The sequence below is a fragment of the Blastococcus sp. PRF04-17 genome (assembly GCF_023016265.1).
Taxonomy (GTDB): Bacteria; Actinomycetota; Actinomycetes; order Mycobacteriales; family Geodermatophilaceae; genus Blastococcus_B.
On sequence record NZ_CP095412.1, the window covers coordinates 1859133 to 1880786 of the forward strand.

Consider the following 21654-nt stretch of genomic DNA (forward strand, 5'->3'; position numbering starts at 1 on the left):
GGGTTGCATCTCGAGGCCCACTTGCATTCGCAGCGGCGGGACTTGGCTAATTTTTTCCAGTGCCTCATGGCGCCTGCGCCATCGCGTGACATTCGCGAGTCGCGCGGGCGAGGGGAGCCGTATCCGCGCCGGAGCCCCAGCTCTCCACAGGCCATGGTGTTCCTGATCGTCACCGTGGTGGCCGACGTGGCAGGCGTCGTGCTCCTGGGACAGGCGCACGGCTTCGAGCGGCCCGGGCTGCTGGTCGGCGGCATCTCGGCACTCCTGCTCGGCCTCGTCACGTTCTCCTACGCCACCCGGACGATCCCGGCCGGTGTGGCCAATGCGGTGTGGGCCGGGGCGAGCCTGGTCCTCGTCGTCCTGCTGAGCCGGGTCTTCCTGGGCCAGACCCTGACGTCGGCGCAGTACGCGTGCCTGGGCCTGATCGTGGCCGGGACGGTGGGCCTCTCCCTGCTGGACACGGCGGGCGTGTGATGACCAGCGTCGCGGAACGGACGTGGGCGGTCCCGACGCCGGCCCAGGTGCGCGAGGACCTGTCCGCCATCGACCTGCCGGACCTGGTCGCGCGCCACGGCACCCCGCTGCTGGTGCTGGAGCCGGCACGCGTCCTGCGGCAGTACCAGCTGCTGCGCGAGGCGCTGCCGGACGTGCGGCCGTACTACGCGGTCAAGGCGCAGTCGCACCCGGCGGCGCTGGCCGCCGTGCGCGACGCCGGCGGCTGGTTCGACGTGGCCTCACGCCAGGAGGTCGCGCTGGTGGCGGAGCTCGGCGTGGCGCCGGACCGCTGCATCTACACCCACCCCGTCAAGAAGCCGGCCGACGTCGCGGCGGCGGTGCGGGCCGGCATCCGCACCTTCGTCTTCGACACCGAGAGCGAGCTGGACAAGTTCACCGGCCTCGAGGACAGGGTGGAGCTGCTGCTGCGGCTCGGCTACCGCAGTGCGGCGGCGCTCATCGACCTGTCCTACAAGTTCGGCGCCGAGCCCGACGAGGCCATCGATCTCGTCCGTGCCGCGCACCGCAGGGGCCTGTCGGTCAGGGGCCTGTCGTTCCACCCGGGCAGCCAGCTCCGCAGCGTGGCGCCGGTGGTCGAGGACATCCGGCACGCGGCGATGCTGCTGGACTGCCTGGCCGCCGTGGGCTTCCACCTCGAGGTCCTGGACATCGGCGGCGGCCTGCCGGTGCCCTACGACGGCGACGTGCCGCACGTCGAGCGCTTCGTCGCCGCGATCGCGGAGGAGATCCGGCCGCTGACGGCGCGCGGGATCCGGGTCATCTCCGAGCCGGGAAGGTTCGTCGCCGCGCCGTCGATGCTCGCGGTGGCCAGCGTCGTCGGGGTGAACCGGCGCGGCGGCGTGCCCTGGTACTACCTGGACGACGGCCTGTACGGGAGCTTCTCCAACGTCCTGAGCGACCACGTCCACCCGACCGTCTACGCCTACCGGACCCTCGGGGAGGCGGTCGACGGCGTCCCGAGCGTGCTGGCCGGGCCGACCTGCGACAGCACGGACGTGATCACCACCGCAGCGTTGCTCCCGCCCCTGGAGCCGGGTGACCTCGTGGTGGCGCCCTGCATGGGGGCCTACACCAGCGTGACGGCGTGCGAGTTCAACGGGCTCCCGAAGGCGACGGTCGTCGTGGTGTGAGCCCGCCCCGTCAGAGGAGGGCGCGGAGGTCGAGCTCTGCCGACGACTCGTCCGGGTCGTCGTCGTCGACCACGGCCAGCAGGTGCACCTCGCCGTCCCCGACGTCGCGCAGCGCCAGGCCCTCGACCTTGCGCACCGCGGCGTCCACCTCCGGGATAGGCGCGACGGCGAGCACGTCGGCGTCGTCGAGCAGCGCCAGTGCGGTGGCCACGACGGGACCGTCGTCCACGGCGTTCGGGGTGTCCTCGGCCGCGGCACTGAGCAGCACGCGGCCGTCGGGCAGCGCGATCGCGTCCGTCACCGCCAGGCCGACGCCGGCCACCTCGCCGAGGTCGTAGCTCAGCGGCCGCCCGACCGGGATCTCCTTCGTCCGCCCGCGCCCCAGCACCGCGGCGACGAGCCCGTCCAGCGGGACGTCGACGCTGGCCGAGCGGACGCCGGCGGCCAGGTTGCCGCGGTTGAACCACCGCACCGTGTCGCCGTGCCGGCTCGCGCCCTCGAGGTTCAGCTGGTCCATCGGCAGGCCGAGCGTTCGGGCGACCGCGTCGTAGAGCGCCCCGAGCTCGCCGGCGCGCGCCACGGGCCTGCCGTCCTCCAGGGTCACGAGCACCCCGCGCATCCGTCGCGGTGAAGAACCGGAGCCCAGCAGCAGAACGGCCGGAGCGCCGTCGACCTCGGCCGGGCAGGCCACCTCGAGGTCGGGCTTGAGGCGCTTGGTGCCCGCAGCCTCGGAGAACCGGTCCAGCCCGTCCACCGGCGGGAGCACCCGGACGGCGGTCACCGAGTCGGCGCGACGATAGGCGGCGGACGTGGCGTCGTCCTGGGCGATCAGCCACCCGTCCCCGAGCGGAGCGATGCCCGAGGCCGCGGTGACCGGCGTCCCGTCGTCGAACCGCAGTGCCCGGACGCCGTCCACGAAGACCTGCACCGGCTCCCCCTTCCGGGTCAGACCGGTTGCGCCGCGCTGTCGCGGATGCGTCCACCGGCCGACATGGAGGACATGATCGTCCCCAGCGCCGATGTGCGTCCTGCCGGCCCGCGCCACCTCGCCGCCGACGACGGGAGCGTCTCCATCGCCACGCCGGAGGACCTCGCCCGCACCGGGCGGCACGCGGAGCCCGAGTGGACCCGCGAGCTGCACGACCCGAGGCGCGACGAGGTCGACCCGTTCGCCTGGCTGGGCTTCACCGACCCCGTCGGCGCCTGACCGCCCTCAGCGCGCGCCGAGCACCTCGGCCAGCACCGGCACCAGCGCGGCGAACGCCTGGCCCCGGTGGCTGCGCGCGTCCTTCTCCGCCGGGTCGAGCTCGGCCGAGGTGACCGACAGCCCGTCCGGCACGAACACGGGGTCGTAGCCGAACCCGTTCGTGCCGCGCTTGTCGCCGATCACGCGCCCCCGCCACTGCCGTTCCAGCACCCGTTCCGTGCCGTCGGGGGTGACCAGCGCGGCGGCGCAGACGAACGCCGCCCCGCGCCGCTCATCAGGCACGTCGGCCAGCTGGCCGAGCAGCAGCGCGGTGTTCGCGTCGTCGTCCCCGTGCCGGCCCGACCACCGGGCAGACAGGACCCCGGGCATCCCGTTGAGGGCGTCCACCGCCAGCCCCGAGTCGTCGGCGACCGCCGGCAGCCCGGTGTACCGCACCGCCTCCCGCGCCTTGAGCAGCGCGTTCTCCTCGAAGGTCGCGCCGGTCTCCGGCGCCTCGGGGTACTCGTCGACGTCCGCGAGCCCGACCACCTCGACCCCGGGGACGGCGGTCTCGAGCAGGCGACGCAGCTCGGCCAGCTTGCCCGCGTTGCGGGTGGCCAGCAGGAGCCTGGTCATCGGGCGAGTGCCTCCTGCTGCAGCCGGGTGAGCTCGCCGCAGCCCTGGACGGCGAGGTCGAGCAGGGCGTCGAGGGCCTTCCGGTCGAAGACCTCGCCCTCGGCCGTGCCCTGCACCTCCACGAAACTGCCGTCGCCGGTGCAGACGACGTTCATGTCGGTGCCGGCCCGCACGTCCTCCTCGTAGGCGAGGTCGAGCCGCGGCTCGCCGTCGATGACGCCGACGCTGACCGCGGCCACGGACTGCACGATCGCGGTCGGCCGGGACAGCTTCTTCCGCTCCCCCAGCCAGGTCACGGCGTCGGCGAGGGCGACGTAGGCGCCGGTGATGGCGGCGGTGCGGGTACCGCCGTCGGCCTGCAGGACGTCGCAGTCGATGGCGATGCTGTTCTCACCGAGCGCGGCCAGGTCGATGGACGCGCGCAGCGACCGGCCGATCAGCCGGCTGATCTCGTGGGTTCGCCCGCCGATGCGGCCCTTGACCGACTCGCGGTCACCGCGGGTGTGCGTGGCGCGCGGCAGCATGGCGTACTCGGCGGTCACCCAGCCCAGGCCCGAGCCCTTGCGCCAGCGGGGCACACCCTCGGTGACGCTCGCGGCGCAGAGCACGCGCGTGCGGCCGAACTCGACGAGCACCGAGCCCTCCGCGTGGTCGAGCCACCTGCGGGTGATGGTGACGGGACGGAGCTGGTCGGCCGTGCGGCCGTCGGGGCGAGACACGTCGCGACCCTACGGGCCGCAGCCGCGACGGGCCCCGGCCGCCCGGTGGGCGATCACCTCGAACCGCTTAGATCCCTTCATGCGATCGGAACTGCGTGCCGTGCGCACCGGCGGCGTCCCCTCCGTGGTCGACCTGACCGACGAGTGCGCCGACTTCGTCCGGCAGGAGAACGACGGCCTGCTGCACGTGTTCGTGCCGCACGCGACCGCGGGCATCGCCATCCTGGAGACGGGCTCCGGCAGCGACGACGACCTGCTCGCCCAGCTCGACGAGCTGCTCCCCCGCGACGACCGCTGGCGGCACCGGCACGGCAGCCCCGGCCACGGCCGCGACCACGTGCTGCCGGCGTTCCTCCCTCCGCACGCCAGCGTCCCCGTGCTCGAGGGCCGGATGCAGCTGGGCACCTGGCAGCGCATCTGCCTGGTCGACACCAACATCGACAACCACTCCCGGCACGTCCGGTTCTCGTTCCTCGCCGGCTGACGCCCCCCTGCCCCCGCGTCGGGGGCACACGGCAGGATGCCGGACATGAGCTCCGCCGAGGTCGCACCCGTCCGCCTGTCCCCCGGCGACCCGGCGCCGGACTTCACGCTGCCCGACGCCGACGGCACGCCGGTGTCGCTGTCGTCCTACCGCGGCCGCCGGGTGATCGTGTACTGCTACCCGGCCGCCCTCACGCCCGGCTGCACGACGCAGGCGGTCGACTTCACCGCGGCCGCGGGCGACCTCGCCGAGGCCGGGCTCGACATCATCGGCATCTCCCCCGACGAGCCCGAGAAGCTGCAGCGGTTCCGCGAGCAGGAGGGCCTCGGCATCACACTGGTCTCCGACCCGGACAAGCAGGTCCTGCAGGCCTACGGCGCGTTCGGGCCCAAGAAGCTCTATGGCAAGGAAGTCGTCGGCGTCATCCGGTCGACCTTCGTGGTCGACGCCGAGGGCCGGATCGAGAAGGCCGCCTACAACGTCAAGGCGACCGGCCACGTGGCGAAGCTGCGTCGGGACCTCGGCCTCGACTGACCCCGATCAGGCCCGCCACGTCCCGGGCCGCGGCTGGCACTCCGGCCCGCACGGGTAGTCCTCGTCCCACGGGAACGTGCCGTCGGCATGGCACCACGTCAGCTGGTAGGCCGGGACCGAGTACTCCGGCGGGCGGCCGTAGAACCGATTCGCGCCGAGGAGGATCTCGCCGGGGTTGGGCACCTCCTCGACGACGAGTCGCCCCTCCCACTCCGGCCAGGCCAGCAGCTCGCCGGGCAGGAGGTTGCGGCCACCGGTGACGTCCGCGGCCACCCTGCCGAGGATCCCGTGGGCGCTGTCATGCCCCACCCCGACGACGACGCACTCGGGATGCCCGAGACCGAACAGGCCGATGGTGTAACCGAACGCAGGTTCCCCCGGCTCGTCCCCGGCGTCGACGTACTGCACCGCGAAGCGATGCGTGCGGATGAGGCGGGCGAGGTGGGCGTCCTCCTGGTCGAGCCAGGCTGTCGTCTGCGGGTCCTGCGTCATGCGCAGCAGCGTGCGCCCGGGCACCGACACAACGGCCGACCCGGCATCGGTCTGTGGACGGGCGACCGGCCTGGGGACGGCGGTCAGCTGCCGCCGGCGTCCTTCTCCCCAGCCCGCTTGCGCCGCTTCCCCTCGTGCATCGCCGCCACCCGGGCGATCGGGATGGTGTGTCCCTGCGCGACGAGTTCGGCAGGGAGGACCTGGGGCTCCGGCAGCTCGTCCGCCCACTCGGTCACGAAGCGGGCGGCGGTGACGGTGAAATCGGCCGGGCCGACCTCGTCCAGGTGGTCCCAGCCGATCGGGGCCGACACCGGCAGCCCCGGCCGGATCCGCGGGCTGTAGGCGGCCACGATGGTGGCCTGGCCCGAGCGGGTGGAGTCGACGAAGACCCGGCCGTGGCGGTCCTCCCTGATGTAGGCCGTCGTGGCGAGCTCCGGGTCGAGCAGCTCGGTGCGGGCGGCCAGGGCCCGCGTCGCGGCGGCGACGTCCTCGAACGGCGAGCCGGTCACGGGCGCCACGACGTGCACCCCTTTGGAGCCGCTGGTCTTCACCGCGCCCACGAGGCCCGAGTCCGCCAGGGCCCGGCGCACCAGCCGGGCGGCCCGGACGACCATCGCGAAGTCCGCACCCTCCGGCGGGTCCAGGTCGAGCACCAGACCGGTGGGCTCGGCGTCCCCGACGTGGAAGAAGGGGACGTGGAACTCGACGGCCCGCTGGTTGGCCAGCCACAGCAGGGTCCGCCGGTCGTCGCAGAGCACCTGCTGGATCTCCCGGTGCGAACCCTCCGACCACACCGGCACGGTGCGCACCCAGTCCGGGGCACCTTTCGACACGTTGCGCTGCATGAACGGATCGGACCCCGGACGCACCCGCTTGATCGACAGCGGCCGGCCGCCAGCAGCGGCACGATGCGGTCGGCGACCCGGTCCAGGTAGTCGACGAGGTCGCGCTTGGTCACCCCGAGGCCGTCGCCCAGCGGCGAGTCGAGGCTGGTCAGCCGGACGCCGTCGCGCTCCTCCTCCGCCGCCTTCCCCTTCGACGACATCGCCGTCCTCATATTTCGTAGGTGGCGCCGCTGTGGACCAGCTCGGTCTCCGGGAACACGGCGCTGGCGTCGGCGAGCTGCGCGATCTCGTCCACCCACGCGGGGATGTGGGTGAGCAGCAGCCGGCCGACGCCGGCGGCTGCCGCGTGCTCGCCGGCCTCGCGGCCGGTGAGGTGCAGGCCGTCGGGCAGGCCCGGGCCCGGCGGGTGGGCCGCCTCGGCCAGCAGCACGTCGGCGCCCCGGGCGAGCTCGACCACGCCCTCGCACGGGCCGGTGTCACCCGTGTAGACCAGCGACCGCCCCCCGGCGGCGAGCCGGATGGCGTAGCACTCGATCGGATGCGCGGTGCGGGCCAGCGTCACCTCGAACGGGCCAAGGGTGAACGAGCCGGGGCCCACCGGCACGAAGTCGAAGACGTCGGTGATGCCGTCGCCGTCGTCGGAGTAGGCCAGCGACAGCCGCCGCTCGGCCGCGACCGGCGCGTAGAGCGGGACGTGCGTGCCCGACGACCGGCCGGAGTAGCGATGCCAGACGACGAACGGCGCGACGTCGAGACAGTGGTCGGCGTGCAGGTGGGAGAGGAACACCGCGTCGATGCCGGCCGGGTCGGCGACCGACTGCAGGGGGCCGAACGCCCCGCTGCCGAGGTCGAGCACCAGCCGGAAGCCGTCCTGCTCGACGAGGTAGCACGAGGCGGCCGACGCCGGCCCCGGCGCGCTGCCGGAGCACCCGACGACGGTCAGCCTCACGCGGCACCCGCCGTCTCGGCGCGGAGCACCGACCCCACCTCCGGGCCGAGGAAGCGCCGGCCGAGCCGGGCGAACGGCTCGGGGTCGCCGGTGGCCAGGAAGCGGTGCTCGGGCGGCGGTGCGTCCTCGTCGCGCAGCAGCTCGGCACGGGTGAGGACGCGGTAGACGTCCTTGGCGGTCTCCTCGGCGCTCGACACGAGCGTCACGTCCTCGCCCATGACCAGCGAGATCACGCCGGTGAGCAGCGGGTAGTGGGTGCACCCGAGGACGACGGTGTCGACACCGGCCGCCAGCAGCGGATCGAGGTAGGACTGCGCGAGGCCCAGCAGCTGCCGCCCGCTGGTCACCCCGCGCTCCACGAAGTCGACGAAGCTCGGGCAGGCCGCGCTGGTGACCCTGATCTGCGGAGCGGCGGCGAAGGCGTCCTCGTAGGCGCCGCTGGTGATGGTGGCCTGCGTGCCGATGACACCCACCCTGCCGTTGCGCGTGGCGGAGGTGGCCCGGCGGACGGCGGGGAGCACGACCTCGACCACGGGGACGTCGTAGCGTTCCCGCGCGTCGCGCAGCGAGGCGGCGCTGGCCGAGTTGCACGCGACGACGAGCATCTTGACGCCGCCGGCGACCAGGTCGTCCATCACGGCGAGGGAGTGCCGGCGGACCTCGGCGATCGGGAGCGGGCCGTACGGGCCGTTCGCGGTGTCGCCGATGTAGCGGATCGCCTCGCGCGGCAACTGGTCGAGCACGGCTCGGGCGACGGTGAGGCCACCGACGCCGGAGTCGAAGATGCCGATCGGCGCGTCTGCTCCGCGCCCCCCGCTGCTCGTCATATCGCAGGTGAGGCTAGCGGCCCTCTGCAGGGTCCCGCCGCGAGCGTGCGAGCGGTGGGGGGCAGAGGGTCCTTTATCTAGGCCCAGAGCTGGCCCTCGAGGGCGGCCGCGCCCTCCTCCAGGGTGCCGCCGTAGGCGCCGGTGGAGAGGTACTTCCAGCCGCCGTCGCAGACGATGAAGCAGATGTCGGCCCGCCGGCCGGCCGCGACCTCCTTGTCGGCGATCCCGAGCGCCGCGTGCAGGATCGCGCCGGTCGAGATGCCGGCGAAGATGCCCTCGCGCTCGACCAGCTGGCGGGTGCGGTGCAGCGCGTCGTCGGGGCCGACGGAGAACCGGGAGTCCAGCAGCTCCGGGTCGTACAGCTCGGGGATGAACCCCTCGTCGATGTTGCGCAGCCCGTAGACGAGCTCGCCGTACCGCGGCTCGGCCGCGATCACCTGGACGCCGGGCTTGTGCTCGCGCAGGTAGCGGGAGACGCCCATCAGCGTGCCCGTCGTCCCCAGGCCGGCGACGAAGTGGGTGATCGAGGGCAGGTCCGCGAGGATCTCCGGTCCCGTGCCCTCGTAGTGCGCCTGGGCGTTGGCCGGGTTGCCGTACTGGTACAGCATCACCCAGTCCTCGTGCTCGGCCGCCAGGCCCTTGGCGACCGCGACCGCCTGGTTCGAGCCGCCCGCCGCGGGCGAGAAGATCACCCGCGCGCCGTACATCTCGAGCAGCTGGCGCCGCTCGATCGAGGTGTTCTCGGGCATGACGCAGATCAGCTGGTAGCCGCGCTGGCGGGCCACCATCGCCAGCGAGATGCCGGTGTTGCCGCTGGTCGGCTCGAGGATCGTCGACCCGGGCGTGAGCAGCCCGTCCTTCTCGGCGGCCTCGATCATCTTGATCGCGGCGCGGTCCTTGATCGACCCGGTCGGGTTGTGGTCCTCGAGCTTGGCCCACAGCCGCACGTCGGGGGTCGGCGACAGCGACGGCAGGCCGACGAGGGGCGTGCCGCCGAGGGACTCGACGAGGTTGGCGAAGCGGGCCATCAGGGTTCTCCGGAAATTCTCAGCCGCCGGCGACGGCCGGCAGGATCGTCACCGAGTCGCCGTCCTTGACCTGGGTGTCGAGCGCACCGGTGAAACGCACGTCCTCGTCGTTGACGTAGACGTTGACGAAGCGATGCAGCTTGCCCTCCTCGGTGACGAGGCGGTTCTTCAGCCCGGGGTGCTTGGCGTCGAGGTCGTCGACGAGCGCGGCCAGGGTGTCCCCGCTGCCCTCGACGGTCTTGTTGCCTCCGGTGTGGGTGCGCAGGATGGTCGGGATCCGGACCTCGATGGCCATGGCGTGCGGTTCTCCTCGTGAAGGGGTGTCGAGAGCATGCATCGGCGCGCGTCGTCCGACGCTTGAGTGCTGGAACACCGCCCGGCCGCCCGGGATTCCGACGGCGAGCGGCGAGGGGCGTCAGTCGTAGACGACCGTCGTGGGGCTGTGGCCGAAGAGGTAGGACTCGACGACCTCGACGTCCTCCTCGCTCACCTCGCCGTCCACGATCCGGAAGCTGCGGAACTCGACGTCGTCGCCGGCCAGGCCGGTCTCGTTCCCGTGGGAGCGGGTCGACACCAGGACGTAGTGGGCGTTCGGCTCCGAGGCGTAGGAGATGTCGGTGCGCGACGGATAGGCCTCGGTGGCCGTGTGCGAGTGGTAGATGACGACCGGCTCCTCGTCGCGGTCGTCCATGTCCCGGTACAGCTTGAGCAGGTCGGCCGAGTCGAACTCGTAGAACGTCGGCGATCGCGCGGCGTTCAGCATCGGGATGAACCGCTCGGGCCGATCGCTGCCCTCCGGGCCGGCGACGACGCCACAGGCCTCGTCCGGGTGGTCCTCCCGGGCGTGGGCCACGATGGCGTCGTAGGTCGCGCGGTCGATGCGCAGCACGCGGCAAGTCTAGGCGGGCGGAGGCGACGTCCGACCGGGGAGGCCCAACCGATAGCGTCGGTGCCGTGCTGGTGACGCTGCTCGTGGCTGCCGGGGTGGTGCTGCTGCCGCTGCCGGCGCTGGCCATGGGCAGCCGCGGGCTGTTCAAGCAGCCCGGTTACAGCCCCGACGAACCGGCGGACCGCGCGTCGCACATCCTGATCGTCGCGTTGCGCGGGCTGGTCCTCCTCCTGGTGTTCGCGCTGTCGGCCGTCGTCCTGGTCTCGACCATCGGCGCGGCGATCCAGGACGTCGAGCTGCACGGCATGGTCTACGTGCTGTTCGGCCTCGACGTGCTGCTCGCGCTGCTGATCGTGGTCAGCTTCGGCCGCCGCGACCGGCGACCAGTGCGTCGACGAGCGACCCCTGCAGGGCGGTCAGCCAGTAGTAGACGGCCAGCTGCTGGTCCTCCTCACCGGTGACCTCGTCCGGCGGCTCGGTGTCCTCGGTGATCTCCAGCCGGGTGCCCATCGCCAGGCGCAGGTCGTTCGTGGTGCGCAGCCACGCCGCCGCCTGGTCCCGGTCGAGGCGGACCTCTCCTCCGCCCGAGGGCAGGGACGCGCGCACCGTCGCCAGGTCGTCGGCCTTGCCGCTGCGCAGCGAGGCCTCCGTCAGCTCGCGGTAGTCGGCGGCGAGCTCGGGGTCACCGCGGTGGCCCACCGGCAGGAGCCTGGCCATCACGGGGTCGCCGCCGACGTCGTCGGCGTCCGCGTCGAGCAACTGCTCCAGTTGGTCGAGCAGCAACCCCACGACCCCGGCCTCGGCCGGGTCCAGCCGGGCGACGAGGTCGCCGCCACGGACGGCCGTGAAGGGCCTCACGAGTCCCGCTGGTAGCTGGCCCACAGCCCGTAGGCGTGCAGCCGGCTCGTGTCGTGCTCCATGCGCTCCCGTGGACCGGAACTCACGATCGCCTTGCCCTCGTGGTGCACCTGCAGCATGAGCTTGGTGGCGGTGGGCTCGTCGTAGCCGAAGAGCTCCTGGAGCACGAAGGTGACGTAGTTCATGAGGTTGACGGGGTCGTTCCAGACGACGGTCACCCACGGGCGGTCGAGGTCGCCCCGTTCCTCGTCCGTGGTCTCCGGCGTCCATGTCGGAGCAAGAGGTCCGGCCACGTCTCCACCTTAGGACGCCGATCTGCCCTCGTCCCGGTGCCCGCCTACGCTTTCCGATCATGGCTCCGTCTATCGGTCTGGACACCGGGCTGACGCCTCCTCCGTCCCCCGCGCTCTTCACCGACCGGTACGAGCTGACGATGGTCGCCGCCGCGCTCGCCGACGGCACGGCCGATCGCGACTGCGTCTTCGAGGTCTTCGCCCGGCGCCTCCCCCACGGCCGCCGCTACGGCGTCCTCGCCGGCACCGGCCGGCTGCTGGAGGCCCTGCCCCACTTCCGCTTCGGGGACGACGAGATCGCCGCCCTCCGCGAGCAGGGCATCACCGACCAGCGGCTGCTCGACTGGCTGGCCGACTTCCGGTTCACCGGCGACATCGACGGCTACGCCGAGGGCGACCTGTACTTCCCCGGCTCGCCGGTGCTGACCGTCCGTGCGTCCTTCGCGCAGGGCGTGCTGCTGGAGACCCTCGCGCTGTCGGTGCTCAACCACGACAGCGCCATCGCCTCCGCGGCGGCCCGCATGGTCGCGGCGGCCTGCGAGCGGCCGTGCATCGAGATGGGCTCGCGGCGGACGCACGAGGAGGCAGCGGTCGCTGCGGCGCGCGCCGCCTCTCTGGTCGGGTTCGGGACGACGTCGAACCTCGAGGCGGGCCGCCGCTACGGCGTCCCCACCAGTGGCACCAGCGCGCACGCGTTCACGCTGCTGCACGACTCGGAGCGGGCGGCGTTCGAGGCGCAGGTGGCGACCCTCGGTCCGGGGACGACGCTGCTGGTCGACACCTACGACGTCGACGAGGGCATCCGGACGGCGGTGGAGGTGGCCGGCCCGGAACTCGGCGGCATCCGGCTGGACTCCGGCGACCTGCCGACACTGGCCGCGCACGCGCGCGAACTGCTGGACTCCCTGGGCGCGACGAGGACCCGCATCGTGGTGACCAGCGATCTCGACGAGTACGCCATCTCCGGGCTGATGGCCGCGCCCGTCGACCGCTACGGCGTCGGCACGTCGCTGGTGACCGGCTCGGGGGCGCCCACGGTCGGCATGGTCTACAAGCTCGTCGAGCGCGACGGCGTGCCGGTGGCCAAGAAGTCCGAGGGCAAGCGGTCGGTGGGTGGCCGGAAGAACGCCGTCCGCCGGCACGACGAGACCGGGACAGCGACGGCGGAGGTGGTCACGAGCCGGCCGATCGAGCCGCGCGACGGCGACCGGGACCTCGTCGTCCCCTTGGTCGAGGCCGGGGAGATCCGCACGCCGCAGAGCCCGGCGGAGGCACTGGCGGCGGCGCGTGCCCACCACGAGCGGGCGCGCCGGGCGCTGCCGCCGGAGGCCTGGGCACTCTCCCGCGGGGAGCCCGCGTTGGAGACGGTGGAGGCCTGAGGACAGCGGGAGGTGGCGGGATGAGTCGCGCACTGGTCGTGATCGACGTGCAGAACGACTTCTGCGAGGGCGGCAGCCTGGCGGTGGGCGGGGGTGCCGCGGTGGCCGCCGCGATCAGCGGGCACATCCGGGAGACCGCCGGCGACTACGCGCACGTGGTGGCCACGCGGGACCACCACATCGACCCGGGCCGGCACTTCGCCGAGCACCCCGACTTCCTGGACACATGGCCGGCGCACTGCGTCGTCGGCACCGACGGGGTGGAGCTGCACCCGGCGCTCGACCGCGAGGCCCTCGAGGCGATCTTCGACAAGGGGGAGTACGCCGCGGCCTACTCCGGCTTCGAGGGTGCCGCCGACGGGGTCCCGCTGGCCGACTGGCTGCGCGCGCGGGGCGTGGACGCCGTCGACCTGGTGGGCATCGCCACCGACCACTGCGTGCGGGCGACCGCGCTGGACGCCGTCGGTCACGGTTTCCGCACCCGCGTGCTGCTGCACCTGACCGCGGGGGTCACCGACGGCACGACGGAGGCGGCGATCGAGGAGCTGAGGACGGCCGGCGTCGCGCTCGAAGGCGAGGTCCACCGGGGCTGACGGCCCCCGTCCGCCCCCTCCTCCCTCACGGCGCAGCGTCCTCCCTCACCGCCGACGCCGAGGGAGGACACGCGACGATCAGGTGACCTGATCGTCGCGGGGCGGTCGGTCACACCGCGTCGAGGACCTCGTCGCGGGTGAACCCGAGCACCTGCAGCACGGCGTCGAGGTACGGCTGGTTGAGCGCCGTGTGCGCCTGCGCCCGCACGAACGGCTTGGCGTTGAAGGCGATGCCGAGGCCGGCGGCGTTGAGCATGTCCAGGTCGTTGGCGCCGTCACCCACGGCGACCGTCTGCTCGAGCGGGATGCCGTACTCGGCGGCGAACCGGGCCAGGGCACGAGCCTTGCCGGGGCGGTCGACGATCTCCCCCACCAGGCCGCCGGTGAGCTTGCCGTCGACGACCTCGAGGGTGTTCGCGGCGGCGAAGTCCAGGCCGAGGGTCCGCGCCAGTGGATCGGTGATCTGGGTGAAGCCGCCGCTGACGATGCCGCAGCGGAAGCCGAGCCGCTGGAGGGTCCGGATCAGCGTCCGCGCCCCGGGGGTCAGCTCCAGCGCCTCGCGCACCTCGTCGAGCACCTCGACCGGCAGCCCGGCCAGGACGCCGACCCGCGCGCGCAGCGACTCGGCGAAGTCCAGCTCGCCGTTCATGGCGGCCGCCGTGATCCGGGCGACCTCGGCCTCCCGGCCAGCCTTCGCGGCGAGCTCGTCGATGACCTCGCCACGGACCAGCGTCGAGTCGACGTCCAGCACGATCAGCCGCTTGCTGCGCCGCGCCAGACCGGCCTGCTCGACCGCGATGTCGGCACCCGTCTCGGCCGCGACCGACGCCAGCGCGGTGCGCAGCGCAGTGGCCTCCGCGCCGACCACGGTCAGCTCGATGCTGGTGACCGGGTAGTCCGACAACCGCCGGATGGCGTCGATGTTGCCGCCGATGCCGGCGATCGCCCGCGCGGCACCGGCCACCGCGTCGGGCGGCACCGGGCGCCCCAGCACGATGACGTGGTGCGGCCGGTTCACCGGCTCCGGGAGCGGCTCCCCCACCGACGCCGACTCGACGGTCACCTCAAGCCCGGTGTCGGCGGCGACCTCCGCGGCGACCTTGCCCAGGTGGGCCAGCAGCGCCTCGCCGTCCGCCGCCGGTACGGCGTCCGTGGCCAGCGCCGCGACCACGACGCCGAGCACCAGGTGCCCGTGGACGACCACCTGCTCCACGTCGAGCACCTCGACCGCGGGGGCGCCCCCGTCGGTGGCGGCGAGCGCGGAGAACAGCCGGGCGGTGACGCCGGGCCGGTCGTCGCCCGACACCGTGAGCACCGCCTGGGCCGTCAGCAGGGGCGGTACGGCAGCAGCGCGGGGCGTCGGATCGAGCGGCACCCGGTCATCCTCCCGCACCGGCAGCGCTGAACCGCAGAGGCCCAGAACCACCAGGGTTCTGGGCCTCTCCGGTTCGACGGTCCGATCGGACCGTCGATCCTGCTGCTACGTCGGGTCGGGGTCGTTCGGGCCCTGCCGCGGCCCGGTGCCGCCGACGAGCTCGCTGGCGTAGGGCGCGTGCCGCTTGCCCGAGTGCGCCTCGTCCTGCAGGCGCTGGAGCAGGTGCGGGTAGTGCGCCTCGAACGCCGGCCGCTCGGAGCGGATCTTCGGGATCTCGACGAAGTTGTGCCGCGGCGGCGGGGACGCGGTCGCCCACTCCAGCGAGTTGCCGTGACCCCAGGGGTCGTCGCGCAGCGCCAGACGCCCGTACTTCCAGGACTTCGCGACGTTGTACAGGAACGGGATGGTGGCCGCCCCCAGCACGAACGAGAAGACCGTGGAGATGGCGTGCATCGTCGTGAACGCGTCCGTCGGGAGGTAGTCCACGTAGCGGCGGGGCATGCCCTCGTTGCCCAGCCAGTGCTGGATCAGGAACGTGCCGTGGAAGCCGATGAACGTCAGCCAGAAGTGCAGCTTGCCCAGCCGCTCGTCCATCATCCGGCCGCACATCTTCGGGAACCAGAAGTAGATGCCGGCGTAGGCGGCGAACACCACGGTGCCGAAGACGACGTAGTGGAAGTGAGCGACGACGAAGTAGCTGTCGTTGAGGTGGAAGTCCAGCGGCGGGCTGGCCAGCAGGACGCCGGTCAGGCCGCCCAGCAGGAAGGTGACCATGAAGCCGACCGACCACAGCATCGGCGTCTCGAAGGTCAGCGCGCCCCGCCACATGGTGCCGATCCAGTTGAAGAACTTGATGCCCGTGGGAACGGCGATCAGGTAGGTCAGGAAGGCGAAGAACGGCAGTAGGACGGCGCCGGTGGCGTACATGTGGTGCGCCCACACGGCCAGGGAGAGCGCGCCGATGGCGATCGTCGCGAAGACCATGCCCTTGTAGCCGAACAGCGGCTTGCGGCTGAAGACCGGGATGACCTCGGTGATGATGCCGAAGAACGGCAGCGCGATGATGTAGACCTCGGGGTGCCCGAAGAACCAGAACAGGTGCTGCCACAGCATCGGGCCGCCGTTCTCGTCGGAGTAGATGAGCGCTCCGAGGTGGCGGTCGGCCAGCATGCCGAAGATCGCGGCGGTCAGGATCGGGAAGGCGAAGAGCACCAGGACGCTGGTGATCAGCGTGTTCCAGGTGAAGATCGGCATCCGGAACAGGGTCATGCCGGGTGCCCGCAGGCAGACGATCGTGGTGATGAAGTTGACCGCGCCGAGGATCGTGCCCAGGCCGCTGACGGCCAGGCCGGCGAACCACAGGTTGGCGCCGGCGCCCGGCGAGTGGACGCCGTTGGACAGCGGCGCGTAGGCGTACCAGCCGAAGTCGGCGGCGCCCCCCGGCGTCAGGAAGCCACCGACGGCGATCAGGCTGCCGAAGAAGAACAACCAGAACGACAGCGCGTTCATCCGCGGGAACGCCACGTCGGGCGAGCCGATCTGCAGCGGCATGATCAGGTTGGAGAACGCGAAGAACAGCGGCGTCGCGAACATCAGCAGCATCACCGTGCCGTGCATGGTGACCAGCTGGTTGTACTGCTCCGGCGAGAGGAACTGCAGCCCCGTCTGTCCCAGCTCGCCGCGCATCAGCATCGCCATGAGGCCACCGGCGAGGAAGTACGCGAACGAGGTGACCAGGTACATCAGGCCGATGGTCTTGTGGTCGGTGGTCCGCAGGAGGTTGGACAGCCGCGAGCCCTTGGCGGCCACATGGACCGGGCTCGGCCGACTCACGATGGGCGCCGGTGCAATCGTCACGGTTCCGGAGCTTAGACGGTCCTCAACCGGCACCTCGGCCCCCTCACCCGGCGGGTCGGTAGCTGGCCACCTGGACGGAGATCGTGACCCGGACCGGCTCCGGACGGCCGGCCAGCGACCGCGCGAGCTCGTCCTGGGCGAGGTGCCGGGCGTGCGGCCCCATCCCGACGAGGGTGGCGACCGCGCGCCGGTCCAGGAGCAGTTCCTCGCGGTGGACGGTCGTCGCGAGCGGCACCAGGTGCGGTTCGAGCGACGCCGCGAGCCGGGCGGCCTTCTCGGGATCGACCCGCAGCAGGCCGAGCGGAGCGACCAGCTCGCCGAGGTGGTCCGGCTCGGGCGTCACGACCACGAGCCGGCCCTCCGGCCGCAGCACGCGGGCGGTCTCGGGCCCGTTGCGCGGCGCGAAGACGACGAGGGCGCGATCGACCACGGCGTCGGCGAGCGGCAGCCGGGCCCACGTGTCGGCGACGACCGCTACTGCCCGGGGATGCGCGCGAGCGGCGCGGCGTGCGGCGTACCGCGAGGAGTCGAGGACGACGCCCACCGCCGCCGGCAGCCGCTCCAGGACACCGGCCAGGTGGTGACCCGTGCCACCGCCGAGATCCAGCACCGTCCGCACCCGGGGTCCGGCCGCGACCGCGTCGGCGAGGACCCGCGTGACGCCGGCGTAGTGCCCGGCCTCGAGGAAGGCGACCCGGTCGGCGACCATCTCCGCGTCGTCGCCCGACGGCGGTCGATGACCGGGCGGCAGGAGCGTCACGTGGCCCTGCCGGGCACGGTCGAACAGGTGCCCCTCCGGGCAGCGCAGGGCCGACCCGTCGTCGGTGGCGGCCAGCGGGGCGGCGCGCACCGGGCAGGACAGCAGCGCCACCGCCCGCGGCTCCAGGGGAGGTCTCACCGTCGGGGCGGGACGGCGTGGAATACGACGTCGCGCAGCGCGCCGCTGTCCGCGACGGCTGTGACGTAGGTGCCGTGGGGCTGGCGGCGCCGATCGGTCGGTGAACCGGGGTTGATCAGCCGCAGCCCGTTCGGCGCCGTCGTGTCCCAGGGGATGTGGCTGTGGCCGAAGACCAGGACGTCGGTGTCGGGGAAGCGGCTCGCGCAGCGCTGCTCGCGCCCCTTGGCGTCCCCGGTCTCGTGGACGACGGCGAGGCGGATGCCCTCGATCTCGGCGCGGGCGACCTCCGGCAGCCGCCGGTGGAACGGCCCGTGGTCGTTGTTGCCGTACACGGCGACCAGCCGCCTGGCGCGTTCCTCGAACCGGTCCAGCAGGGCGACGTCGACCCAGTCACCGGCGTGCACGACGACGTCGGCGGCGTCGATCGCGGCCCAGAGGCCGTCAGGTAGGTCGCGCGCCCGCTTGGGGACGTGCGTGTCGGCGGTCAACACCAGGGAAAGTGGCACGACCCGATGCTCGCAGGCCGACGAGCGCACGAGCAGCGCTGGCTGGCGCTGGACGTCAGCGCACCCCGTTCTGGTCGGCCAGGGCCTTGAGCCGGGCGTTGTAGGCCTCGCGCTCGGCGTCGCCGCTGCGCTCGGCGGCCCGGTCCAGGGCGCGGGCGCGGCGGTCGTCGGACGACGCCCAGGAGAAGAAGACGACGGCCAGCACCAGCACGGTGGGCAGCTCGCCGAACGCCCAGACGATGCCGCCCGCGACGCCCTGGTCCCGCAGCGGGTCGATGCCCCACCCGGACGGCGGCTGCGCGAACGTGTCCACGACCAGCGAGCCGGCCAGCATGATCGCCACGCCGAAGAAGGCGTGGAAGGGCACCGGCAGGAAGAGCTCGAGCATCCGGCCCGGGTGCGTGAGGGTCCGGGGCCACGGATCCTGGGCGACGATCGGCCCGAAGAAGAGGAGCCCGGTCACCACGAAGTGGGCCAGCATCAACTGGTGCCCGATGGGGTTGCCCATCAGGGCGTCGAACAGCGGCGTGAAGTAGACGCCGTACAGGCTCGCGATGAACAGCGGCACGGTGAACAGCGGGTGCGCCACGAACCGCGCGAACGGGCTGTGCAGCGCGCCCAGCAGGAGCGCCCGCGGCGCTCCAGCCGTGCCCCGGCCCCGGGGCAGCGCGCGCAGGGCCAGCGTCACCGGGGCCGCGAGGAGCAGCAGCAGCGGCGTGATGAGCGACAGGACCATGTGCTGGGTCATGTGCACGCTGAACAGCACCATGCTGTAGCCGTTCAGCCAGGTGCCGGTGACGGCGAACAGCGACAGGCAGCCCGCGATCCAGGCGAGGGTCCGCCACCACGGCCAGCGCACCCCCGAGCGGCCCAGGGCGAGGACCCCCACCAGGTAGGCGGCCAGGGCGAGGACGCCGAGCACGGGGACCACCGACCACGGGTCGAGGTGCGGCAGGAACATCCGCCCCCAGGTGGGTGGCTCGTCGGGCACCCACATGCCCGAATGGTGTCCATGGTCCACGAACACACTCTCCCAGAAAGGACCCCGTCCTCCCCAACCCTCGCGAGCTCGGGCCGGGACCCGGGACGGGGCCTACTCGTGGACCGGCGCCTCGTGGTCGGCGTGCGTCCCGGCCTCGAGCTGGAACGTGCAGTGCGCCATGTCGAAGTGCTCGCCGAGGCATTCGCACAGCGCGTCGAGCACCCGTCCGCCGTGGCCGGCGGCCAGCGCCTCGTCGGTGACCACGACGTGGGCGGAGAGGACGGGGGCCCCGGACGTGATGGTCCACGCGTGCAGGTCGTGCACGCCGATGACGCCGTCCACCCCGAGGATGTGGCGCCGGACGGAGTCGAGGTCCACGCCCCGGGGCGCGGCCTCCAGCAGCACGTCGAGCGCCTCCCGGAGCAGGTGCCAGGCGCGCGGCAGGACGAGGCCGCCGATCGCGACGGAGGCGACGATGTCGGCCGGCGTCCAGCCGGTCGTCATGATGACGACGGCCGCCACGATCACCGCCACCGAACCCAGCGCGTCGGCGAGGACCTCGAGGTATGCCCCCCGCATGTTCAGCGAGCCGCTCTGGTCACCGTGCAGGACCCCGAGGGAGACCAGGTTCACCGCGAGGCCGACCAGGGCGATGGCGAGCATCAGCCCCGACCCGATCTCCGGCGGGTGCCCGATCCGCCGGACGGCCTCCACGAGCACGTAGCCGGCGACGGCGAGCAGGAGCACCCCGTTGGCCACCGCGGCGAGGATCTCCAGCCGCTGCCAGCCGAAGGTCCGGCGTCCGCGGGGTGCCCGCTGGGCGAGCGTGACGGCGCCGAGGGCGAGCGCGATGCCGACGGCATCGGTGGCCATGTGCCCGGCGTCGGCGAGCAGCGCCAGGGAGCCGGACACCATCGCGCCCACGACCTCGGCCGCGAGGACGGCGAGGGTCATCACTAGGACGACGAGCAGCCGTCGTCGCCGACCACCGGCACCGGCGGCCGGCGCGTGGCTGTGGCCGTGCCCCATCGACCGCCCTCCCCTGCGCTGGACCCGACCCCGAAGTGTGCCCCACGCAGCGACGCCCCCCGCCCGGGTCGGGCGGGGGGCGTCGTCGTCGGCGCGTCGGGTCAGATGGGGACGCCGCGCTCCCGGAGGTACGGGATGGGGTCGACCTTCTGCCCGTCGATGCCGCCGATGTGCACCTCGAAGTGCAGGTGCGGCCCGGTGGACTGGCCGCGGTTGCCCAGCAGCGCGATCGTCTCGCCGGCCTTCACGACCTGACCGGGCTCGACGAGGATCTGGTCCATGTGGCCGTAGACCGTGACGTCCCCGTTGGCGTGCTGGATGTACACGGCCAGGCCGAAGCCGCTGGCGGGGCCGGCCTCGAGCACCACGCCGTCCATGGCCGCGTACTCGGGGGTGTGCATGGGCGCGGCCAGGTCGATGCCGCCGTGGAGCGTGCCCCACCGCGGACCGAACCCGCTCGTGAGCCGCGCGCCCTGCACCGGCAGGACGGCCTTGGGGCGGGCGGCCTCGGCGGCGGCCGCGGCGGCGGCCTTGTCGGCCTCGGCCTGGACGTGGGCGGCTGCGGCCTGCTCGGCGTCACGGACGTCGCGGCTGGCGGCGAGCACGCTCAGCCGGCGAGTGGCGTCGAGGGCGGTGATCTGCTCGCTCGGAGCTGCCTCGATGCCCAGCTCCTGGGCGACGCTGACCGAGTGGCTGACCGTGGACGTGGCCTGGGCGGCGGGGTCACCCGAGGCGAAGCCGCTGACGCTCAACGCGCCGACGAGCGCGGCGGCGAGGTAGAGCGAGGGACGCTTGCGGATCTGCGGCGGACGGCGGAGGAACCTCGCCCGGCGGCCCTCGGCGACCGTCGCGACGACCTCGGTCGCCTGTTCCACCTCGATGACCGGCGCGGGCGCCGGGACGACCGCGGCCTCGGCAGGACGAGCCTCGGCGGAACGCTTGTAGGGCGTCGGCCGGACGGCGGTCGTCGTGGACTCCGGCGACGTCGTCGTCTTGGCCGTCGCCGTCTTGGCCGTCGCCGTCTTGGCCGTCGTCGTCTTGGCCGTCGTCGTCTTGGCCGTCGCGGTCTTGGCCGTCGCGGTCCTCGCTGCGGTCGGCTTCGTCGTCGTCTTGGCCGTCGCGGTCTTGGCCGTCGCGGTCTTGGCCGTCGCGGTCTTGGCCGTCGCGGTCTTGGCCGTTGCGGTCCTCGCTGCGGTCGGCTTCGTCGTCGCGGGCTCGGTCGGTCCGGTGGGACGGGCGGTCGCGGCGCGGGCCGCCACCTTCGCGGCGGCGGCCTTGGCGGCACCCCCCGCCTTGGCGCTGACGGCCTTCGCCGTCGCGGCGCCCGCCGTGGCGGCCCTCGCCGAGGCAGCCTTCGTGGTCGCCGTGCCGGCGGCCTTCGCGCGAGCGGCCAGCGTGCCGGCTGCGGCAGCGGCCTTGACGCCGGCGACCCGCCGGCTACGAGCGGCGGGTACGGGCCCGCCGGTGGTCGTGGACGCGGGACCCTCGCTCTGCGCCTTCCCCCGGCGCGGCGTCGGGACCTCGTTCGGGACCTTCTTCTCGGCCGGCTTCCGCGAGCTGCCACGGGCGCTGGTGAGGGCCGAACCGGTTCCCTTGACGGGCTCGCGTCCCTCGGCGAGAAGGTGGTCCTGGTGGAGCGAACTCATGCA

General features: G+C 73.1%; 27 protein-coding genes. 8 read left to right on the forward strand and 19 right to left on the reverse strand.

Going from position 1 to position 21654, the window contains the following annotated elements; genetic code table 11:
• Positions 1-153: 153 nt before the first annotated feature.
• Positions 154-474, forward strand: a complete 321-nt coding sequence (locus MVA48_RS09430; protein ID WP_246988151.1) for a DMT family transporter — start codon at positions 154-156, stop codon at positions 472-474.
• Positions 474-1646 (forward strand): type III PLP-dependent enzyme, encoded by a 1173-nt coding sequence (locus tag MVA48_RS09435; RefSeq protein WP_246988153.1) that lies wholly within the window; start codon positions 474-476, stop codon positions 1644-1646. Before MVA48_RS09430 ends, MVA48_RS09435 begins: the two co-directional genes overlap by 1 nt.
• A 10-nt stretch (positions 1647-1656) precedes the next feature.
• On the opposite strand, the gene MVA48_RS09440 is transcribed toward MVA48_RS09435, so the two are convergent.
• Positions 1657-2574 carry a DUF6910 family protein gene (locus tag MVA48_RS09440; RefSeq protein ID WP_246988155.1) on the reverse strand — a complete coding sequence of 306 codons (918 nt, stop codon included), beginning with the start codon at positions 2572-2574 and terminating at the stop codon, positions 1657-1659.
• A gap of 45 nt (positions 2575-2619) precedes the next feature.
• Here MVA48_RS09440 and MVA48_RS09445 point away from each other — a divergent pair, with 45 nt between their 5' ends.
• Positions 2620-2853: a hypothetical protein gene (locus MVA48_RS09445; protein WP_246988157.1), complete on the forward strand. Its 234-nt coding sequence runs from the start codon at positions 2620-2622 to the stop codon at positions 2851-2853.
• Between the two features lie 6 nt (positions 2854-2859).
• Here MVA48_RS09445 and rdgB read toward each other — a convergent pair whose 3' ends face one another.
• Both rdgB and rph read right to left on the reverse strand, forming a co-directional pair.
• Positions 2860-3468 (reverse strand): RdgB/HAM1 family non-canonical purine NTP pyrophosphatase, encoded by a 609-nt coding sequence (gene rdgB, locus MVA48_RS09450; RefSeq protein ID WP_246988159.1) that lies wholly within the window; start codon positions 3466-3468, stop codon positions 2860-2862.
• Complete coding sequence (gene rph / locus MVA48_RS09455) at positions 3465-4187, reverse strand: ribonuclease PH (protein WP_246988168.1); 723 nt, start codon at positions 4185-4187, stop codon at positions 3465-3467. Before rph ends, rdgB begins: the two co-directional genes overlap by 4 nt.
• A 79-nt stretch (positions 4188-4266) precedes the next feature.
• On the opposite strand from rph, the gene MVA48_RS09460 reads away from it, so the two are divergent.
• Together MVA48_RS09460 and bcp are read left to right on the forward strand one after the other, a co-directional pair.
• Positions 4267-4671: a secondary thiamine-phosphate synthase enzyme YjbQ gene (locus MVA48_RS09460; RefSeq protein ID WP_246988170.1), complete on the forward strand. Its 405-nt coding sequence runs from the start codon at positions 4267-4269 to the stop codon at positions 4669-4671.
• Between the two features lie 45 nt (positions 4672-4716).
• A complete protein-coding gene (gene bcp, locus MVA48_RS09465) occupies positions 4717-5205 on the forward strand; it encodes a thioredoxin-dependent thiol peroxidase (protein WP_246988172.1) in 489 nt (162 codons plus the stop codon).
• Between the two features lie 6 nt (positions 5206-5211).
• Here bcp and MVA48_RS09470 read toward each other — a convergent pair whose 3' ends face one another.
• From MVA48_RS09470 to MVA48_RS09500, 7 genes are all read right to left on the reverse strand, one after another.
• Positions 5212-5697: a DUF4262 domain-containing protein gene (locus MVA48_RS09470; protein ID WP_246988174.1), complete on the reverse strand. Its 486-nt coding sequence runs from the start codon at positions 5695-5697 to the stop codon at positions 5212-5214.
• A gap of 83 nt (positions 5698-5780) precedes the next feature.
• Positions 5781-6542, reverse strand: coding sequence for a non-homologous end-joining DNA ligase LigD (gene ligD, locus MVA48_RS09475; protein ID WP_246988176.1), 762 nt, complete (start codon positions 6540-6542; stop codon positions 5781-5783).
• A 208-nt stretch (positions 6543-6750) separates the two neighbouring features.
• The gene (locus MVA48_RS09480; RefSeq protein WP_246988178.1) at positions 6751-7491 is read right to left on the reverse strand and encodes an MBL fold metallo-hydrolase; all 741 of its coding nucleotides are present in this window, start codon (positions 7489-7491) and stop codon (positions 6751-6753) included.
• Positions 7488-8318: a glutamate racemase gene (murI, locus tag MVA48_RS09485; RefSeq protein WP_246988180.1), complete on the reverse strand. Its 831-nt coding sequence runs from the start codon at positions 8316-8318 to the stop codon at positions 7488-7490. Before murI ends, MVA48_RS09480 begins: the two co-directional genes overlap by 4 nt.
• 77 nt (positions 8319-8395) lie before the next feature.
• Positions 8396-9346: a PLP-dependent cysteine synthase family protein gene (locus tag MVA48_RS09490; RefSeq protein ID WP_246988182.1), complete on the reverse strand. Its 951-nt coding sequence runs from the start codon at positions 9344-9346 to the stop codon at positions 8396-8398.
• Positions 9347-9365: 19 nt separating this feature from the next.
• Positions 9366-9641 carry a ubiquitin-like small modifier protein 1 gene (locus MVA48_RS09495; protein ID WP_091383095.1) on the reverse strand — a complete coding sequence of 92 codons (276 nt, stop codon included), beginning with the start codon at positions 9639-9641 and terminating at the stop codon, positions 9366-9368.
• A gap of 120 nt (positions 9642-9761) precedes the next feature.
• On the reverse strand, positions 9762-10235 hold the full coding sequence (locus MVA48_RS09500) for a Mov34/MPN/PAD-1 family protein (protein WP_246988184.1): 474 nt from the start codon (positions 10233-10235) through the stop codon (positions 9762-9764).
• A gap of 65 nt (positions 10236-10300) precedes the next feature.
• Between MVA48_RS09500 and MVA48_RS09505 the strand changes: the two genes are divergently transcribed.
• A complete protein-coding gene (locus MVA48_RS09505) occupies positions 10301-10696 on the forward strand; it encodes a hypothetical protein (RefSeq protein ID WP_246988186.1) in 396 nt (131 codons plus the stop codon).
• Here the strand turns inward: MVA48_RS09505 and MVA48_RS09510 are convergent.
• Entirely contained in the window at positions 10593-11093 is a 501-nt protein-coding gene (locus MVA48_RS09510; RefSeq protein WP_246988188.1) for a DUF2017 family protein, read from the reverse strand. The genes MVA48_RS09505 and MVA48_RS09510 overlap by 104 nt on opposite strands.
• Positions 11090-11386 carry an ATP-dependent Clp protease adapter ClpS gene (gene clpS / locus MVA48_RS09515; RefSeq protein ID WP_246988190.1) on the reverse strand — a complete coding sequence of 99 codons (297 nt, stop codon included), beginning with the start codon at positions 11384-11386 and terminating at the stop codon, positions 11090-11092. Before clpS ends, MVA48_RS09510 begins: the two co-directional genes overlap by 4 nt.
• A gap of 59 nt (positions 11387-11445) precedes the next feature.
• Between clpS and MVA48_RS09520 the strand changes: the two genes are divergently transcribed.
• Positions 11446-12765 (forward strand): nicotinate phosphoribosyltransferase, encoded by a 1320-nt coding sequence (locus MVA48_RS09520; protein WP_305852303.1) that lies wholly within the window; start codon positions 11446-11448, stop codon positions 12763-12765.
• Positions 12766-12785: 20 nt separating this feature from the next.
• Entirely contained in the window at positions 12786-13358 is a 573-nt protein-coding gene (locus tag MVA48_RS09525) for an isochorismatase family protein (RefSeq protein ID WP_246988193.1), read from the forward strand.
• A gap of 109 nt (positions 13359-13467) precedes the next feature.
• Here the strand turns inward: MVA48_RS09525 and serB are convergent, their stop codons facing one another.
• The 7 genes from serB to MVA48_RS09560 form a co-directional block, all read right to left on the reverse strand.
• Positions 13468-14733: a phosphoserine phosphatase SerB gene (gene serB / locus MVA48_RS09530; protein ID WP_246988195.1), complete on the reverse strand. Its 1266-nt coding sequence runs from the start codon at positions 14731-14733 to the stop codon at positions 13468-13470.
• A gap of 105 nt (positions 14734-14838) precedes the next feature.
• Positions 14839-16566 (reverse strand): aa3-type cytochrome oxidase subunit I, encoded by a 1728-nt coding sequence (gene ctaD / locus MVA48_RS09535; protein WP_246988197.1) that lies wholly within the window; start codon positions 16564-16566, stop codon positions 14839-14841.
• Between the two features lie 67 nt (positions 16567-16633).
• Complete coding sequence (locus tag MVA48_RS09540) at positions 16634-17476, reverse strand: putative RNA methyltransferase (protein WP_371821234.1); 843 nt, start codon at positions 17474-17476, stop codon at positions 16634-16636.
• An 8-nt stretch (positions 17477-17484) separates the two neighbouring features.
• A complete protein-coding gene (locus MVA48_RS09545) occupies positions 17485-17979 on the reverse strand; it encodes a metallophosphoesterase family protein (RefSeq protein ID WP_246988200.1) in 495 nt (164 codons plus the stop codon).
• A gap of 70 nt (positions 17980-18049) precedes the next feature.
• Entirely contained in the window at positions 18050-18991 is a 942-nt protein-coding gene (locus tag MVA48_RS09550; protein WP_246988202.1) for a cytochrome c oxidase assembly protein, read from the reverse strand.
• A 96-nt stretch (positions 18992-19087) separates the two neighbouring features.
• Positions 19088-20005 (reverse strand): cation diffusion facilitator family transporter, encoded by a 918-nt coding sequence (locus tag MVA48_RS09555; RefSeq protein ID WP_246988204.1) that lies wholly within the window; start codon positions 20003-20005, stop codon positions 19088-19090.
• 101 nt (positions 20006-20106) lie between these two features.
• A complete protein-coding gene (locus tag MVA48_RS09560) occupies positions 20107-21651 on the reverse strand; it encodes a M23 family metallopeptidase (RefSeq protein ID WP_246988206.1) in 1545 nt (514 codons plus the stop codon).
• Positions 21652-21654: the final 3 nt, after the last annotated feature.